Genomic DNA, 18149 nt, shown 5'->3' on the forward strand with positions numbered 1-18149 from the left:
ACAGCGATAGGATTCGCTTTCGCTGTATTCGGAGGGGTTGCCATTGGGCGGGCCGTCCGTGGCCCTTGGGGGATCGTCCTTGCTTCTAGGGGACTAGAACTTGTAGTTGGCCTCGATGTACATGGTGCGGCCGTAGATGTTGTAGTTGAACTGGTTCCACGGCGTGACTTCGGTGCCGAGGTACGTGTTGTCATGCGGCGGCATCTTGTTGAACACGTTGTTGACCAGGAAGCTCAACTCGATGTTCTTGAAGCCCTTATAGGCAATGCTGGCGTTATAGGTGATCCACGCACCGTACTTCCTGGCGCCCCTCGATGCGTCGTACTCGCCCAGCAGTTGGGCCTCGTAGTTCGGCGTGGCCCCGAGGCGGTTGAAGTACACCGTGGTTGCCCAGTTGTCGTCCGGGGTGATCCACGATACCGAGCCGTTCACCTTGGTCTTGAAATCCTGCGACCAATCCGGGCTCGTCAGATAGTTCACGTAGTCGTCGCCCGGGTAGTCCTGATACTCGTGCTTCAGGACATCGCTGTACGACAGGTTGAAACCGAAGGTACCGAAGCGCGCGGTCGGAAGCTGGTAGGCAAACTCGGCCGACAGCGCGTTCACCTTTTCGTTCGAGACGTTGACCTTCGGAGTGTTGATCGTGTCGATTGTACCCAACAGGCCCTTTGCCTTCTCATCAGGTGTCACGGGATTACGAACGATCTTGGCGAAGGCGTTCGTACACGTACCCGAATCCATCGCGTACATGCCGATGTCGCAGCGGTACTCGTCCAACGACAGGCCGCTGGCACTTTCCGTGTTGACTTCGTTCGAGATATCCCAGTGCAGGTAATCGACGCTGATCTTCATGCGTTCGATCGGCGACCACACGAAACCGTACGACCAGACCTTGGCCGTGATCGGCTGGAGATCCTTGTTACCGCTCTGGCTGGCGATGATCTGCGCCTGACCGTACTGCAGCGGCTTACACTGGTCGATCGTGTCCGGCGTGAAGCCGAGGCGACCGCAGTTCAGATAGTCCGGGAAGCCGGTCAGATACCCTGCCGATGGGCCCTGGAACTGATCGGAGATATTCGGCGCCTTGAACGCGGTGCCGTACTTGCCGCGCAGCAACAAGGTATCGAACGGCCGAATCTCGAAGCCCAGGTTGTATGTACCGTGAGCAATGGTGGTACCGAGCACGTTGTAGCCGTCGTAGCGGCCCGACGCGTCGATGGTCAGCCATGTGGTCAGAGGTGCGCGGAATTCGGTGGTCAAGGCGTAACGGCTGCGATGACCCGAACCGCTCACACCGCCCGTTCCCCACAGGTTACCCGCTTCGGCCTGGGCGCTCGGCTGGTAATCCCAACCCTGATTGCCGCCCTCAGCCACTATCGCGATACCCGCATCGCCACCGGGCAGTGCAAACAGCGAACCGTTGGTCAGCTGGAACCGCAGCATGTTGTCGTAGGTCTTGGCATGCGTGACTTCGCGTCCAGTGAAGGAATCGAAATCGGCGCGGCTCACCGGGCGATAGAACGCATCGTAGTTGATGGCGTAGCTCGAATAGCCGAAGCCATACGGGTCCTCACCGAGATAATCGCCAAGGACGTTCTTCTCGAAGTAGGCATCGATCTTGTCGGCGTAACGCACATAGTCCGAGACGTCGAGATGATCTTGCGAGTGGGTGAATCCCAGGTCCCAGTTCCAGTTCTGATCCCACACGCCGTTGGCGCCCAAGGTGTACATCAGGCTCTTTTCGGTCTGCTGGGTAGCGATGCGATCGTAGCCGCCCACTTCTTCCGGCGAGAACGCGTGCTGGAGGTCGACGAAGTCATCGAGGTTGGGGTCGTAAATGTGCCCGAAGTCGGCAGCCGATCCCCACCACATGTAACCCGCACCCGAATTCCATTTGGTCTTGCTGTAGTTGAACAGCACGTCACCGTAGAGCTGGGTATCGGGCGTAACATCGAAGGTGCCGTGAGCATAGACGTTTCCGGTCTTGCTCGGATCCTGCATAGTGCGGTAGCCCGGACTGTTGAACGAGCCGCAATAGTCGCCGGACCCTGCGCGATGACGCAGGCCCTCGCCACCGTTGAACTGGCCCGCGACGTTGGCGCAATTATTGGGATCTTCGAACAGGTAACCGGCGCCCGTGGCCGAGTTGACGAGGTAATCGCGACCGGCGATGGCCGGGGACTTGGGATTGCCGTTGAAGTAGTGCGACGACAGGCTGCGCTGCGAAGCCCAGATCGCGTCTTGCTTTTCGAGCTGCACGCCGTAAACCACGTTCAGCTTGTTCCAGTGGAAACTGTCGGCGAAGCTCAAGCGATTCGATTGACCGCCGCCGTCGGAAGTCCAGCCATAGCGGTAGTCGATAGACGGACGATCGACGTTCTTCTTCAGCACGATGTTGATAACACCTGCGATGGCGTCGGAACCGTACAGGCTCGACTGACCGCCAGGGAGGATGTCGATGTGATCGACCAGATCTGCGGGAATGCCGCTGATGCTGTTGAAGCTGTCGCTGCCGTTGTAGAGGGCTGGGAAGTTGCCCATCGGACGACCATCGATCAGGTATTTTGTGAAGCCGATAGGCAGACCGAATAAGCTCAAGGTCTGGGCGCCGGGAGTAAAGCCCTGCGAGAACTGCGCGCCCTGCACCGAGCCTGTAGCGAACGAAGACTGCTGCAGCGCTTCGGCGACCGTCGAGAAGCCGCGGGCCTTCATGTCGTCCGACGTGATGGTGAACGTCGGCGTTGCGGTTTCAATCTGCGAAATCGGGATCAGCGAGCCGGTGACGACGACCTGATCCAGTTTCTTGACATCCTTCGGGCTGTCGTTGGTAGCCGCTTCGGTCTTCTTGCCCGACTCCTGGCTGGCCTGTGCGCCGCTGGCATCCTGTGCGAAAACCGAGGCCGAGAAGGCCAATGCACCCATCGCAAGACCGAGACGAACGGCAACAGCCAACTTGCTGTTTTCAAAATATTTCACGCGTTTAATTCCCCTGACGACGCAATCGGCTAAAGGAAGCAAGAGCCAGGCGTCGTTCTGGCTTCTTCAGGCGCACGAGTCCCCTCGGCACTGCCGTTGCGGCAGTCCCGTTAATCTCGTGTATTTCGCAGGAAATAGCGGATTCCCCCGCCGCCCTTCGTCGAACTTAATTGCGGCCGTTCATAAATGTCAACGCTTTTTCGTAAGCTTGACGCAAGCTTTAAATAAAACAGTCATTTAGATGGTGGCAAATCCGGCCGGACCGATCTTCAATCGTATGGTTTCACGCAATCGGGAACGAACAAGATGAACGCAACAACTTGCGATTCGTATGCCGGAGGTTTCAGGCATGGGCATAGCGGATCGGATTGAAGGCCCGCGGGCTACCTCTAGAGTGCCTTCCAAAACGATTGCAGCCATTAGCCGTCAATCGAGCGAATGACTTTTGCCGGGTTCCCCCCAACCAGGGTGTTCGGTGCAACATTCTTGGTGACTACTGCCCCCGCCGCGATAACCGAGTTTTCGCCCACGGTTACCCCACCAACTACCGTTACGCCGGCACCGATCCAGACGTTCCGCTCGATGGCTATCGGGCGGGCAGTCACACCATCGCGCCGCCGGGACGGTTCGATCGGATGGCCTGAGGTAATAAGGCTCACGTTTGGCCCGATCATCACATCGTCGCCGATATCGAGCCCGCCCAGGTCATAGAAAGTGCAGTTCTGATTGATGAAGACATTGCGGCCAACGCTGATGTCGACGCCACCGGTGGTGTAGAACGGCGGAATCAACAGAAAACTTTTATCCAATGTCTTACCAATGAGCTCGCCGAACAGCGAGCGGACTTCGTCCACATCCTCGAACGTCAAACGATTGATGATGGCAGTGATAGCCATGGCTCGCCTGAGCTTCGCCTGCATGGCTGCCGACTCCGGCGTCCCGCGACGAATCCATAGGGTGCGGCTATCGTCCGCCATCCGTCACTTTCCTTCTGGGCGCAAGTAAAGGCAATTTCTTTATCACATAAATCCCGTGGCACCCAACCCGACGCGATGTATTCCCTTTGAACAAATGTTGGGATAACTGCCTCCAGCATAAGACGGACATGTTTCCGCCCCCGGTTGCCACATATGGACGAGAAGATACCCCGCCATCCGAAGGGATCAGAGCAAGAGCCCGAATAAAATTGCGGACCGCCAGCGCAAGGTCGACGACGCTCATCCCGAGCTTGAGCACGCCATGTTGGATGTCCACCAGTCGCGGTGATTCGGGTCGCGGAGCCCCCCTCGCTCCAAGCGCCCTCACGACACGCATATTTCTCAGTGCGTCGGAACCACACCCGCACTGTCTTCTGAAGTCACCGAAGGACGCCGCAGCATATGAAACGCTGCGATATGCGTGATCATCAACATGGGAACAACCAACGTCGGAATCACGTACGCAGCGCCCAACTGCCCTGCCACCATCGGAAGGTTGGCTCGCACGGCGTGGTAATAGTCGAGCAAAAAGTCGGCCGCCCCTACGACATTGAAAGCGACAACGAAAAACCAGAATACCGACTTGACCCGCACGGTAAGCAGAGCAAGTAGAGCAAGCACGGCAGTCGCCAAATCGGCATAGGCGGCGAAGACCGCAAAACTATTCGGCAATTGAGAGCCGACGACGCCAGGAACGATAAAAACAAGCCCGACAAATCGGAAGCTGTGTAACGTCGCAATAGCCCGATGAGCCTCGACACGATCCATGGCCCGGAGCCGGGGCCAGGCATACTTGCGAAAGCAAAGCGCCCAGGCGATATAACCCAGGATAAGTTGCATCGTAAAAATGTTGGCCGTCTGCATAGCGGTTTCCAGTGCCACGGTACCGGTGAGTACCATGGAGATCATGCTACGGTACCAAGAAGTACCAATGCAAGAGGTCAGTTGTGAAGAAGCAAGGGAATACCAGCGAATCCGGCCCGCAGCAAGCGCGTGAGCGAATCCTGCACGCGGCTATGGCGACCTTCGTAGAGCTCGGTTACACCGAAGCAAGCACCTTGAAGATCGCGACACGAGCCCAAGTTTCGAAGCGAGAGCTGTATGCTTTGTTCGGCAGCAAGCAAGCGATGCTTACCGCATGTATTGCCGATCGCGCCGGACGCATGCAACTAGCGGCCCAATTACCGCAGCCAAACCATCGCGAAGAGCTCGCGAACGTGCTTGCCAAGCTCGGCGCAACCATCCTGCGCGAGGTAAGCCACCCTACAGTCATTGCCGTCTTTCGGCTTGCCATCACAGAGGCACAACGCGCGCCGGAGGTAGCCGCGACGCTCGATTCGGCTCGCCAGGCGACACGCTCGGCTGTACGCGACATCCTCGCACAGGCGCAATCATCCAGGTTGATCGCTGCCGACAACCTGGATGACTTGAGTGCTCGCTACCTGGCACTGCTCTGGGGCGATCTTATGATGAGTATGCTGCTGTGCATGCGAGAGGCACCAAGCACCCGGGAGATCGAACATAAGGCCAAACAAGCTGCAGAGGATTTTATGAAGCTCTGTACGGAACCTCGCCGATAACCGCCTGCAGCACCATGGCGCCGCATGGTCATCCATCTCGACCGGCTGCGTAGCCACTCATGAAAAGCTGGGCATACGATAGCCTTTCCTACGATGTCATCGTCATAGAAGCCAGGGCCGTACATACAACACTCCGACCTCACTGGTCTGCACCGTCAGCGATGGAAGACCTGCGCAGGCGCCTCCGATAAGCCTTTACTTCGGCGAGACGCATATCTTCGGGGAGATGACGGACATGTTTAGCGTGTCCGAGTCGCTGCGCCCGATAGATCCCAGCATGCCCGGAGAACATATAGCTCACCACGCAAGCGATAACCGCAAAGGGCGCAATGGATGGACCGAAGAGTTCGATGGCCATCACCGTGCAGGCCAGAGGTACGTTTGCCGCACCCGCAAAGACTGCAGCAAAACCCAGCCCCGCCAGCATGGCGACAGGTAAGTGCAACCAGGGAGCAAGCGCATTGCCGAGCGTTGCGCCGATGTAGAACAGCGGGGTGACTTCGCCGCCTTTGAAGCCGGATGCCAGCGAGGCGACCGTATAGGCAAATTTGCCGGCGAAATCCCAGTGCGCCAACGGATGCTGGAACGCCTCGACGATCGTCGGAATACCCAGGCCGATATAGCGCTGGGTATGCAGCAAAAACACCGATATCGCGATAACCGCGCCGCCCAGGAAAGGACGAAGCGGCGCGTACCGGATCCACTGCTTCATCCATCCGCCCACTTTGTGAGTCACCGAGGCAAAAAGCAGGCCGGCCCCTCCGAAAATCATTCCGGCCACAATCACGCTCGCCCCGGCAATCCAGTTCAATGTCGGCACCTGATCGACTATGTAGACTGTGTGATGCACTCCCCAGGCAAGACATACCCTGTCGGCGACAATCGCAGCCATCACGCAAGGGAACAAGGCGTCGTACCTCATCCGGCCGATGGCGAGCACTTCCAGGCCAAACAGGGCGCCTGCCAGCGGTGTACCGAACACTGCGGCAAACCCACTGCTCATGCCCACCATGAGAAGTACACGGCGATCTTCCGGTCGTAAGCGAAAAACATGTGTCAACCGGTCCGCAAGCGCACCGCCCATCTGGACGGCTGTTCCTTCGCGCCCCACCGAAGCACCGAACAGGTGCGATGCAACAGTGCCCAGAAAAACCAAGGGCACCATGCGGCGAGGAATAATCTTTCGGGGATCGTGTATTTCGTCAATGATGAGGTTGTTCCCGGCTTCGACCGGCTTGCCCAGCCGATCGTATGCCCAACCCACCGCAAACCCTGCCAACGGAAGCAAGCCTATCAACCAGGCATGGATTTCACGCGTCGAGGTTGCCCATTCCAGGGCGATCAGGAAAAAGGCGGAGGCTGTGCCAGCCAGGACAGCAGCCGCGCAGGCAATAAGAAGCCATTTGCCGATGTAAGAGAGCAGTTCCCACTGCTCCAACGAACGAATATGCCGCATGCGGATTCCAAAGAGGGTTGTTGAACACCCGGAATCCCAATGCGAAAAGCGCGCACACCTACGCCCAGGGACCCGGGATACGTAGGCATCATCAGCCCGAAGGCGGTTCGCGGAGGCATGCCATCTCCGTTCGCGCAGTGTAGTGAAGCTGCATTCAAGCGGTAAAGTCCGGCAGCAGCCGAGTTCGGCCGCTGCCGGAGCAAGGCTTTATCGATCGATTCTTACTTCGACACGACGATTAGGAGCCAGGCAAGCCACCAGCTGCGGGCGTGGGCCATCGGGGCAATCTTTCACCGGATCGCTCTCACCGTGTCCTTCGACGTCGATCGTTGTGGCGACCATTCCCTCCTCGACAAGCACATCCCTCACAGCACCGGCCCGACGTTCGGACAATTGCCGGTTGCTGGCCGAACTGCCCAAGCGGTCGGTATATCCGGCGACATGCACGCTGTGCACCTGATCCGCATGCTCGCGCAGTTGCGCCGCGAGGTTTGCCAACGCCCTCCTCCCTTCCGGCGAAACATCGGCTTTGCCGAAAGCAAATAGCGCATCGGCCGAGAGCGTGAATCGACGCTGCGCCTCCTGCCTGACAACTTGCTGGACCGGCACTGACTTTGGCTCTTCAAGCAGGGCCGCGCAAGACTCGGGCTTCCAATAGAAGCTGCGTGCAAGCTTGCCCTCGTCGAACAGGACCTTGTACTGACACACTGTCACTTCGTCTGTATGGGGCCTGCGGAAGTTGAACACGTAGTTCCATTCGCGCACGCCCCAGACACCTTCGCTAAAGTGCGGATAACCGATCAAGTCGGCCAGCTGCTGTTTATTGAGGCCCGCGCGAACCTGGCGCAGATTGGCCAGATTCGGGAAGGTGCCCCCTTTGTGCATGGGCGTGACACTGTCGGGTGCCGGCCATACCAGTTCATGGGCCGACTGGCCGTCCTTTGCCACGTCGCGACTGACATTGCCACAGGCGGTGAGTACAAACGCGGCGACGACGGCCATGGCCGGTTGTTTCCAAGACTTATGCATATCGATAACTCCTCGATGCTTTTGGGAGGCGCTGTAAGCGCGCATTACCAGACCACGCCCGCACCGGCACCCACGCCGGCGTCGCCTCGCGTGTTGGTGGTAGCGTTGAGCTTGAACACGTAGCGGCCGCTTTCGGTAATGGTGGACACACCGATGGCAATGCCCGATTCGCCATGGAAGCTGCCCAGCGCCACGCCCGCGGAACTTTGATTGGGCTGGTAGGCCTGCGGCAGGCTTGCCATCGCCATTGCCGACGCGATGCCTGCGTTGGCTCGGTTGCCGATCCGGTTGAGCTCCTGGTCTACACCCTGGAAACGCTGATCGACGTAATCCTTCGACCAGTTCTTTGCTTCGCTGATGGCATCGTCCAGCTGGCTCACGTTCACAGCATCGGTGGGATTCACACCATTGGCGACATTGGTGATCGTACGTTCGTGACCTGCCGAGCCCACCGATACCGTATTGGATTGCGACGCGACGGAACCGGCACCGATAGCCACGCTGTTATCGCCGCTGGCCGTGGCTCCGGCCCCCACCGCGGTGCTGTTGTTGCCCGATGCAGTGGAGCCCGCACCGGCCGCGGTCGAGTTGTCACCCGAAGCTGACGCTGGCGATGGGTTATCCGGACTGGTCTGGTACGTGTTGTTTACCGCTGAGCTATTGCCGCCACCCGGCGGCAGGTTGTTGACGACATTGGCCAGATTGTTGAACTGCGTATACAGCGAGTCCAGCGACTGGTTGGTGGCATAGAGCTGCGAGCCGTTGATCGCATCCGTACTGGTTCCGCTGATGCGACCGGCCGCCACGTTGGTGAGCGTGCGCTCCGCGCCCACACTGCCTATGCTCACCGTCGACCCTGGCGTCGTACCCGCGAAGTTATACATGACGCCGCCGAGGGTGGTATTGGCGGTACCCACTGCCGCATCGGTCTGCGATCCCGCACCCAGTGCCACACTGCCGGCAAACGCCGCTTGCGACCCTGCACCCAGCGCCATGGCCTGGATACCGTTGGAAGTGGCATGGGTACCAAGCGCCACACCGTCAGCGAGATTCACGGTGGCGTTCTGGCCAATCGCCGTGCCGCCCGGCGCGGTCTGCTGCACGATCGCCCCGTTGCCCATGCCGATGCCATTATCTCCATTGACCGTTGTCTGCGGACCGATGGCCACCGACTCCGCCCCTGCCGCGAGCGAATCGCTCGCGGTGGAGTTGGCATGGAAATACTTGATCGGCGTGACCGAGAACGAGCTCATCGCACCTTTGAGCTGACGCAGCGTCACCGCATCCTGATCTTGCGTACCGTCCGCCACGTTGGTGATCTGGCGGAAATCGGCGGCATTGCCGACCGAGACCGCGCCGAGCAAGTTACGGTCGGTGGTGTTGTACGGGATCACGTTCGTGCCCACGGTAATGGTGCCCGATGTGGGAGCGATGGCTCGGTCGGAGACGGCGCCCGAACCCAATCCCACACCGCCGAGCACCGAAACACCTGTGTTCTGGCCCAGCGCGGTTCCGCCATCTGCCGTTGCCGTCGCGCCGACACCCGCTGCCAGCGCGTTGAGGCCGGTAGCACCGTTGTTGGCGTAGTTGCCGCCCTGCACGCCGTTGTCGTTCACACTGTAGTAGTGCGTGGCGCTGGCGACGACAGTGTTGTTGAGGTTTTCCAGCGCCTGGTCGGTTGCGAAAAGCTGCGAACCGTTGATCGCATCCGTGCTGTTGGCGTTGACCTGGCCCGCGGCTACGTTAGTGATGGTGCGTTCGGTGCCGACTGCACCCACACTCACCGTGCTCGTCGGTGTCGCGCCGGCATAGGTGTAGGTATTACCGGCTATCGTGCCACTCCCCGTCTGCACCACGGCCCCGGTCGCCGAACCCGCGCCCAGCGCCACATCGCCCGGATTGCTCCCCGCGTTAGCGCCATTGCCGATCGACACGGCATTGGTTGTGCTGGCCGTGGACACCGGACCGATCGCAACGCTGTCCGCACCCGTCGCTTGGGAGTCAGCCAGCGTAGAGTTGGCGTGGAAATACTTGATGCCGCTGCCATCCACCGCACCGCCGATCTGATCGAACACCTGCTGCAGCGAGTTATAGGTATTGCCACCGTAGGTGACGTTGGTCGTTACCGCGCCGGTCGTCGGGTCGTAGGTCGTGCCGCCGCCGATGCTCGCAGCCATGGTGTTGCCGAGATTGGTCACCGTCGCACCTACCGCGGTCACTGCTTGATTGGTAGCAAACAACTGCGAGCCATTGATCGCGTCCGTGCTCGATCCACTGATACGACCTGCGGCGACGTTGGTAACTGTGCGCTCGGCACCGACCGCTCCCACACTCACCGTACTGGTCGGCGTCGTACCGACAAAGTTGTACGTGGTGCCATTGATGGTCGTGTTCGCGGTGCCTACCGCTACCGCCGTACTGGAGCCGGCACCCAACGCCACATCGCCCACGTTCGCGCCGGCCGTGGCTCCGTTGCCGATCGATACGGCATTGGCGGTGCTAGCCGTGGATGCCGGGCCGATCGCTACGCTATCCGTGCCAAGCGCCTGCGAATCGGCGAGCGTGGAATTGGCATGGAAATACTTGATGCCCGTACCGTCCACCGCGCCGTCGATCTGGTTGAACACATTCTGCAGCGAGCTATAGGTATTGCCGCCATAGGTGATACTGGTAGTCACCGCACCTGTCGCCGGATCGTAGGTCGTACCGCCGCCGATGCTGGTCGCGATGGTGTTGCCCAAATTGGTCACTGTGCTACCCACTGCGTTCACCGCCAAGTTGGTCGCGAACAACTGCGAACCATTGATTGCATCGGTGCTGGAGCCACTGATGCGACCAGCGGCAACGTTGGTGATGGTGCGTTCCGTGTTCAACGCGCCCACGCTCACCGTGCTGGCCGGCGTGGTACCGGCAAACCCATAGGTGGTGCCGTTGATAGTGGTGTTCGCGGTGGGCACGGCTACGGCCGTGGTCGAGCCGGAACCCAGAGCCACATCGTTGGCATTGTTAGCAATGGCCGCATTGCCGAAAGCCACCGCGCCGGCGGCCAATGCGCTGCTACCGTTACCGAGCGCCACCGAGCCGACGCCCTGCGCGTTATTACTGTTACCGATAGCCACCGCGCCATCGCCATTGGCGGTGTCGTTGGCACCCGTCGCTACGGCACCATTGCCGTTGGCGGAATTCGGATCGCCGATCGCGACCGCACCGTTACCGTTGGCAACCTGCCCTTCGCCCAGAGCCACCGCGCCGGTACCGCCGTTCACCTGCGAATTGTGACCGCCAGCGATAGAACCCATACCAGCCGCGGCAGCAATAGTGTTGGTATCGCCGATCGCGACCGTGGATGCGGCTTGCGCCAACGATGAAAAACCGATCGCCGTGGCATCGACGGCAGACGCATTATTGGCGCGTCCCACCGCGACGGCATTCTCGGCCGTCGCGGTACTACTGCCCATCGCAACACTGTTCACCCCCGAAGCAACCGTAAAGTTGCCTATAGCTACGGCCCCTACCCCACTGGCAGTATTGTCGATACCTACGGCAATGGCGTTATTCGCCGTCGCACCGCTACCGGCGATGCCGCTAGGGAGCGAGCCTATGTACATGGAGTTCAGACCAGTGGCAGTGGCCTGTCTGCCGATGGCGATGGCGTCGCCCTGAGTCGCCTGAGCCTGCAGGCCCATACCGATGGCATAGGTGCCCGATGAGCTCACATCCGTGCCAATGGCAATGGCCGACTCGGCCGATGCGCCCGTGCCGACCGTACGCGACCCCAGATACAGTGCATTGAGTGCGGTTGCATAGGCCTGCCAACCCATTGCCGTCGAATGGGTCGCAAGGCTCTGGGTCGAAAGTCCGACGGCTGTCGCGCCGTCGCCGGTGGCGTTCGTAAAGGCGCCCAACGCGGTGGCTTGACCCGTATTCGCCTGAGCGGACGTGCCCAGGGCGACAGCATTCAAAGCACCGACGGCCTTGGATGCGCTACCGATGACTACGCTATTGGCGGAGTTCACATCGGCCGAAGCATGTGTTCCGATGGCTACGCTGCTGGTAGAGGCTGACGAGGCTCCATCGCCCTGAGCGATCGACGAGGGACCCGTGGCGCTAGCGATGATGCCGATGGCAATCGCGTTGCTTCCCGTGGAGACCGTCTGGGTTCCCAATGCCATCGAAGAGTTACCGGAAGCCGTGACATCGGTACCCATGGCGATAGCGCTGCTAGCTAACGCTCCCGTGCCGGCCGCGGTACGCGCTCCGATATAGATAGAGTTAATGAAGGCGGCGTTGGCTTGAAAGCCAACAGCTACACCGTTCTGTCCTGTGCTCTGTGCGGCATATCCCACCGCGAGCGCACCCAGCACGGAAGCATTGGAGATGGCGCCCAATGCAGTCGCTCCAAGGCCATTGGCGGTAGCCCCAAGGCCCATGCAAGATGCCGTGCCGTTATAGGCGTTGAACGGCGATGGATTGCAGTCTACCGACTGCGCATGGACCTGTTGAATCCAGCCCGTCCCACCTATCGCGATCAATACGCTCAGCACCCCCAGGCTGAGACGACTCAAGGCCGGCCGATGGCGTCCATCACGCCGATCGGCGATACGGCCACAACGACCCGTAGCGAACTCCGAGGCCACCACGACTTGCGCCAAGGCGTTGTTCCAGACCTTGCTATGAATCTTGTTCATGCCAGACTCCCTTAATGACTGATTTGGCATCAGGAGCACGGGCGAAGCCAAAAATAACGGGCGCAGAAAACCCTACGCACATGCGTCAAACCCTCGCACAGGATGAAAAACATCCGGCGCTCACGCTATGGCATGAACGTTTTTCTGGAAAATTCAGGAATCGAGTCGATGCGCTCGGCGGCCGGGAACCCTGCACCCCTGTTTTGTGTCGAAGGACTGAACGAAACGGCGTGACCAGGAAAACAAGCCTGATTCGCTTCGTTCTGTTTGTGCAACATCCTTATGTTCGGTCCACCCTATTTCCACAACTGATTTGAAATATCTCTAGTTGCTTAAAACCGAAACAAGGCTGTCGCGCCTGAAGGATGGCAGCTAAAAGAAAAATTTGTGAGTAGTGAAAAACAAAATAAATACGACCCACATCACAAATTGCCACGATCTATTTTAAAAATCTAACGCTTTTATATTCGTTGACCGGATCGCCAAATCATCTCGCGTCAAAAAACATTATCGAGAAAGAACAAATGCGCATATCTTTTATTAGAACGCGCAATTATGTTCTGGCTTATTCATTCAAAAGCGCTCGACGCGGAGCCGCTTAGGCGCTCGAAACGTAATAAATTACGATGCAAACCATGCCGCCCCCACAAAGCCTCCGCATTCATACGCGTAATTCGCCACCTCAATGAATGGCAGAGGAAAACTTCAATGCTTCGCACTCGGGCAACTCGCACCCTCTCCCTGGCTTCGCCGGGGAGAGGATGGGCATGAAGGAACGACGACGCAAAAATCCGTCAAGTGGAAGTATTCGAGCCAGCACTTAGGCCGAAGCGCGTGTCGTCATCAACCCCTGTTGCGCCGCCCATTGATTGACATCGTCACGGCGAATGGCTGCTGCCATCAACGCCGGAAACGCATCGGGCGTACATGCGAACGAAGGTACGCCTAATGCTGCGAGCTTCGCAGCTAGCCCGGCATCATAAGAAGACCGCCCTTCATCGCTGAGCGCCAGCAAGGCGATGAACTGTACGCCTGCATCGACCAGTTCCCGCGCGCGTGCCAGCAACTTGGTTTCCACGCCGCCCTCGTAGAGATCGGAGATTAACACCAGGATGGCATTGTGAGGTTCGCGGATCAGCCCCTGGCAATAGCTCACGGCGCGATGGATATCCGTACCGCCGCCGAGCTGCACGCCGAACAGCAGGTCCACGGGATCGTCCAATTGATCGCTCATGTCCACTACGGTGGTGTCGAACACCACTAATTTGGTGGATACCGCCGGCAACGAAGCCATGACGGCGCCGAAGATGCTCGAATACACCACCGAGGCGGCCATCGAGCCGCTCTGGTCGATGCACAGAACCACCTCGCGCTGCGGCTTGCGCGATTTGCGCCCATAACCGATGAGTTCCTGCGGAACAATCGTGCGATATTCAGGCTGCCAATGACGCAGGTTGGCGCGAATGGTGCGTTGCCAATCGATTTCGGCATGGCGAGGACGGCGATTACGGCGAGCGCGATCGAGCGCCCCGCTGATGGCCGCGCGCAATGGCTCCTCCAGCTTGCGCATCAGTCCGTCGACGACCTGCCGCACGACCATGCGCGCGGTTTCTTTGGTGCCTGCGGGAATAACGCTGGACAACGCAATCAGATTGGCGACCATATGCACATCTGGCTGCACGCCTTCGAGCATTTCCTTCTCAAGCAGCATCTGCTTCAGATCGAGCCGTTGCAGCGCATCACGCTGCATGACCTGCACCACGGACGACGGAAAGTACTTGCGGATATCGCCAAGCCAGCGCGCTATGTTCGGCGCGGAGCCACCCCGCCCACCCCGACGCTTCAGACCGCCGGGGCCATCGGGCTCGTAGAGGACCGAGAGTGCGGCATCCATATCCCGGAGGGTGCCACCGAGCGCACCGCAGCTCACCTCGGCATCGCTGCCGAGCACCATGCGCCAACGCTGCTCGCGTGTCGTGGAAACGACCGCATCTTCGACGGTCGTGTCAGGTTTCATCGGTAACTTTTGCATCGGCGATTCCAAACAGTTCGCGCAGCATCGGCAACGCACGCAAGGCGCGCTCCTCGTTCCATTCGTTAGCTACGATCGGTGCCGCGGCTTGCGGTTGGCGCACGCGTTGGCCCAAATCGCGCCGGTCGCCGGCCTCGAAGGCGGCAAACGTGCGGCGCACCAGCGGCACGACGCGCAAGAAATGCTCGTCGCTCAGGGTCGCAAGCCAGCGATCGATCAATGGCCATACCGTGTCGCCATGAAGCAGTATCGCGGCGTTGCGATTGAGGAAACCATCCAGCCATTGGGCCGCCTCCCGCGGTTCGGCACCGGCAGAAAGACTGCGCTGCAAGCGCTCTTGCGCCTGTTCGGGCGACAACACGGCGACATCCAGCAACAGGCGCGTGCATAACCCGCTTAGGAGCGGAGCGGTCATATCGGAGCACGCAGCTTTACGCAGCGCGGCCTGCCATGTCCGGGTCTGCTCCTCGCCTTGACGCAGAGAGAGTGCACGATCCGCGCCGAGTAGCACAGTTCGGGCATTTTCGACGGGGCCGTTATCGAGATCGCATAGCGCCAACGGCAGACCAATGCACGCACGCAGCAACATGCTGTCGAACAGATGGCTGACCTGGGCGCTATCGGTCTGACGCACGTTACCATAGCGGTAGACATTGGCCAGCGCAGGCAATGCCGCAAGCAAGGCTAGCGGATCCGCGTCGGTTGCCGCCCTCGCTTCAAGCGCGGCAACCACGGAGGCGACCGCCTGCGGAAGATTGGCCAACAAGACACGATCGATCAGTTTCGCCAGGTCGGCCAGGTACGGCGCAGTGCGCGCTTGCTCACTGGCGCATTGGCTGGCAGCGGCGATCAGCGTCTGGCCATGGCGACTGGCAACGATGAGCTCGACCGGAAAGGTCGGCTGCCAAGCGAGCGTCCAAATCTCGTGGAACGTACCCCGCGAAGACGCTCCCACCGATGCGATATGCCCCCATTCGATACCGATCAGCGCCAGCCTATGCAGCAAGTGACTGCGCTGCAGATCGTTGTCGTTGCGCAGGTCGAGGTCGAGCGTCTTGCTCAACGCTTCGGGCCTTAGGCGCAGGCGCTTCTGTTCGGCCTCGACGTCGCGCTGCAATGGCACGGTCGGGACATTCGGCGGCACGGCACCCATGCTCTCGCCCACCAGCAACACATCGGCAATCAGTCGCATCGGCACATCGTCGCCATTACAGATCACACTGCGCGTGGCCTCGCCGATCTCGTCCAGGCCTGGCGCGGGACGGTCGCGCATCGCCGCCAACGTGTCGGCCAGGCGGGTGGCCTCGATGAGATGCGCCGAGGAGCAATCGATCTCGTTGTCGCGCAGCAGGCGGGCAACGCGCGCATACCAACCCACCGCGCGCGTGGCATGGTTGCCCTCGTTACGCCACAGGTAGTCGTACCAGCCCGGCGCGGAAACACCTGCCCCATAGCCACTGCCAGCGCTCAGGTGGCGATAGGTCCATGGTACCCAGGTGGTCTGGGTCTTCAGCTTGGGCAGCCCCTTGAGCAGACGCGCATCCGCGGCGGCAGCGCCCGCATCGGCCAGTGCTGGCACATGCCATGCTCCGCAGATCACGGCAATGCGCGCATAGCCTTGCTTGCGTGCAGAACGGATCGTGCTGCGCATGTGTGCTTCGCGAATATCTTCCTGCTCCTGGTCCGCACGAGGACGTTGCGGCGCCTGGCTACGGAGCACGGTCATCGCTTCGGCGATCGCCTCGAACAGGCCCTCGCCGTCGCCGCGCTCCTCCACCATCAGGTTCCACCAAGTTTCGCCATCGCCGTAGCCGGCAGCACGCGCCAGCCAGTCCAAAGGGTCGCGCGGGGTGTCGCCGATGGCGATATCGGCCGTTTCGGCCGACGCGTCGGCCGAAACTTGCATCGTGTCTGCTTGCGCCTGTTCGGCATCGATTTCAGGCATTGTCGCCGCGGCGTCCCGTCTGGCCTTCTGCCACGACAGTGTCAGCGAAGGCGGCACATCCATGAACTGCACGGGTATGCCAGCGGCGCTCGCCCAGCGCAACGCCTGCCATTCGGGTGAATAGAGAGCGTAGGGATGGAATACGGCCAGCGCAGGATCGTCCACCGCGTGCGAAAGCAAGGCGACCGGGGGATCGAGACCGACATCGGCCACATACGTAAGCAGCGGCTCGGCACCGGCCGGCCCTTCGATCAACACGCAATCCGGACGCAGGCTCTCCAGCGCCGTGCGCAGACTGCGCGCGCAGCCAGGGCCGTGATGACGAATGCCGAATAGGGAAACGTTATCGCCCATAGCTTGCCGTTACAGCTGTTCACGGAAGGCGCGGTACAGGTCTTTCCAGTCGCTACGCTCCTTGACGACGGTTTCGAGATATTCGGCCCAGACGACCTGGTCCTGCACAGGATCCTTTACCACCGCGCCGAGCATGCCGGCCGCGAGGTCCGCCGCGCTCAGCACGCCGTCGCCGAAGTGACCGGCAAGCGCCATGCCATTGTTGATCACCGAGATCGCCTCGGCGGTAGACAGTGTGGAAGTCGGCGACTTGAGCTTGGCCGAACCGTCTTCGGTCTGGCCGTTGCGCAACTCGCGGAAGATGCGCACGACGCGCGCGACCTCCTTGGCAGCCGGCGGCTCGGCGGGCAGCTCCAGCGCGCGGCCCAACTCACCGACACGCTTGACCACGATGGACACCTCCTCTTCTTCGCTGGCCGGCACGGGCAGAATCACGGTGTTGAAGCGGCGCTTGAGTGCGCTGGAAAGCTCGTTGACCCCCTTGTCGCGATTGTTGGCCGTCGCGATGACGCTGAAACCGCGCACAGCCTGCACTTCCGAACCGAGCTCGGGAATGGGTAATGTCTTTTCGGAGAGCACGGTGATCAAGGAATCCTGCACGTCGGCGGGAATGCGGGTGAGCTCTTCAATGCGCGCGATCTTGCCGCGCCGCATCGCCTGCATCATCGGGCTGGGTACCAGGGCGTTCTCGCTCGGACCATGTGTGAGGAGTTGCGCGTAGTTCCAGCCGTAGCGGATTTGCTCTTCGCTGGTACCGGCCGTGCCTTGCACCAGCAAGGTCGATTCGCCGCTGATCGCCGCGGTCATGTGCTCGGATACCCACGACTTGGCCGTGCCAGGCACGCCGAACAGCAACAATGCCCGATCGGTGGCGACGGTGGCGACCGCCACCTCCATCAAGCGACGGCTGCCGATGTATTTAGGCGTGACCTTGAAGCCGTTCTCCAGCGTTCCGCCCACCAGATAGGTCACGACCGCCCAGGGCGAAAGCTGCCAGTTGGTGGGGCGCTTGCGGTTATCTACCTTTTGGAGCTCCTCGAGCTCCTCGGCGAACTGGTGTTCGGCATGTTGGCGCAAGACAGAAGCAGTCATCGGAACTCCGGCGTAAGAGA

10 protein-coding genes and 1 riboswitch are annotated in these 18149 nt (G+C 60.2%); of the genes, 1 reads left to right on the forward strand and 9 read right to left on the reverse strand.

Going from position 1 to position 18149, the window contains the following annotated elements; genetic code table 11:
• Positions 1-93: 93 nt before the first annotated feature.
• The 3 genes from VIM98_RS14160 to VIM98_RS14170 form a co-directional block, all read right to left on the reverse strand.
• Positions 94-2976, reverse strand: a complete 2883-nt coding sequence (locus tag VIM98_RS14160) for a TonB-dependent receptor plug domain-containing protein (protein ID WP_331993752.1) — start codon at positions 2974-2976, stop codon at positions 94-96.
• A 419-nt stretch (positions 2977-3395) separates the two neighbouring features.
• Positions 3396-3953 carry a DapH/DapD/GlmU-related protein gene (locus tag VIM98_RS14165; RefSeq protein ID WP_331993753.1) on the reverse strand — a complete coding sequence of 186 codons (558 nt, stop codon included), beginning with the start codon at positions 3951-3953 and terminating at the stop codon, positions 3396-3398.
• Between the two features lie 342 nt (positions 3954-4295).
• Entirely contained in the window at positions 4296-4817 is a 522-nt protein-coding gene (locus tag VIM98_RS14170) for a hypothetical protein (protein WP_331993754.1), read from the reverse strand.
• A gap of 83 nt (positions 4818-4900) precedes the next feature.
• On the opposite strand from VIM98_RS14170, the gene VIM98_RS14175 reads away from it, so the two are divergent.
• Positions 4901-5533 carry a TetR/AcrR family transcriptional regulator gene (locus VIM98_RS14175; protein ID WP_331993755.1) on the forward strand — a complete coding sequence of 211 codons (633 nt, stop codon included), beginning with the start codon at positions 4901-4903 and terminating at the stop codon, positions 5531-5533.
• 139 nt (positions 5534-5672) lie between these two features.
• Here VIM98_RS14175 and VIM98_RS14180 read toward each other — a convergent pair whose 3' ends face one another.
• The 6 genes from VIM98_RS14180 to VIM98_RS14205 all read right to left on the reverse strand — a co-directional run bounded on the left by VIM98_RS14180 (position 5673) and on the right by VIM98_RS14205 (position 18129).
• Entirely contained in the window at positions 5673-6989 is a 1317-nt protein-coding gene (locus tag VIM98_RS14180; RefSeq protein ID WP_331993756.1) for a voltage-gated chloride channel family protein, read from the reverse strand.
• 75 nt (positions 6990-7064) lie between these two features.
• Positions 7065-7126, reverse strand: a riboswitch (Fluoride riboswitch).
• A 70-nt stretch (positions 7127-7196) separates the two neighbouring features.
• A complete protein-coding gene (locus VIM98_RS14185; protein WP_331993757.1) occupies positions 7197-8018 on the reverse strand; it encodes an OmpA family protein in 822 nt (273 codons plus the stop codon).
• A gap of 44 nt (positions 8019-8062) precedes the next feature.
• The gene (locus tag VIM98_RS14190) at positions 8063-12706 is read right to left on the reverse strand and encodes a YadA-like family protein (RefSeq protein ID WP_331993758.1); all 4644 of its coding nucleotides are present in this window, start codon (positions 12704-12706) and stop codon (positions 8063-8065) included.
• Between the two features lie 820 nt (positions 12707-13526).
• Positions 13527-14738 carry a VWA domain-containing protein gene (locus VIM98_RS14195; RefSeq protein WP_331993759.1) on the reverse strand — a complete coding sequence of 404 codons (1212 nt, stop codon included), beginning with the start codon at positions 14736-14738 and terminating at the stop codon, positions 13527-13529.
• A complete protein-coding gene (locus VIM98_RS14200; protein ID WP_331993760.1) occupies positions 14713-17037 on the reverse strand; it encodes a DUF5682 family protein in 2325 nt (774 codons plus the stop codon). Before VIM98_RS14200 ends, VIM98_RS14195 begins: the two co-directional genes overlap by 26 nt.
• A gap of 9 nt (positions 17038-17046) precedes the next feature.
• Positions 17047-18129 carry an ATP-binding protein gene (locus VIM98_RS14205; RefSeq protein WP_331993761.1) on the reverse strand — a complete coding sequence of 361 codons (1083 nt, stop codon included), beginning with the start codon at positions 18127-18129 and terminating at the stop codon, positions 17047-17049.
• Between the last annotated feature and the right edge of the window lie 20 nt (positions 18130-18149).

The organism is Dyella sp., from assembly GCF_036568765.1.
Classification (GTDB): Bacteria; Pseudomonadota; Gammaproteobacteria; order Xanthomonadales; family Rhodanobacteraceae; genus GSA-30.

Excerpts from the sequence above, each read along its gene's own strand:
- VIM98_RS14205 (WP_331993761.1), bottom strand. The coding sequence starts at position 18,129 with ATGACTGCTTCTGTCTTGCGCCAACATGCCGAACACCAGTTCGCCGAG.
- VIM98_RS14190 (WP_331993758.1), bottom strand. The coding sequence starts at position 12,706 with ATGAACAAGATTCATAGCAAGGTCTGGAACAACGCCTTGGCGCAAGTC.
- VIM98_RS14200 (WP_331993760.1), bottom strand. The coding sequence starts at position 17,037 with ATGGGCGATAACGTTTCCCTATTCGGCATTCGTCATCACGGCCCTGGC.
- VIM98_RS14170 (WP_331993754.1), bottom strand. The coding sequence starts at position 4,817 with ATGCAGACGGCCAACATTTTTACGATGCAACTTATCCTGGGTTATATC.
- VIM98_RS14180 (WP_331993756.1), bottom strand. The coding sequence starts at position 6,989 with ATGCGGCATATTCGTTCGTTGGAGCAGTGGGAACTGCTCTCTTACATC.
- VIM98_RS14165 (WP_331993753.1), bottom strand. The coding sequence starts at position 3,953 with ATGGCGGACGATAGCCGCACCCTATGGATTCGTCGCGGGACGCCGGAG.
- VIM98_RS14195 (WP_331993759.1), bottom strand. The coding sequence starts at position 14,738 with ATGCAAAAGTTACCGATGAAACCTGACACGACCGTCGAAGATGCGGTC.
- VIM98_RS14185 (WP_331993757.1), bottom strand. The coding sequence starts at position 8,018 with ATGCATAAGTCTTGGAAACAACCGGCCATGGCCGTCGTCGCCGCGTTT.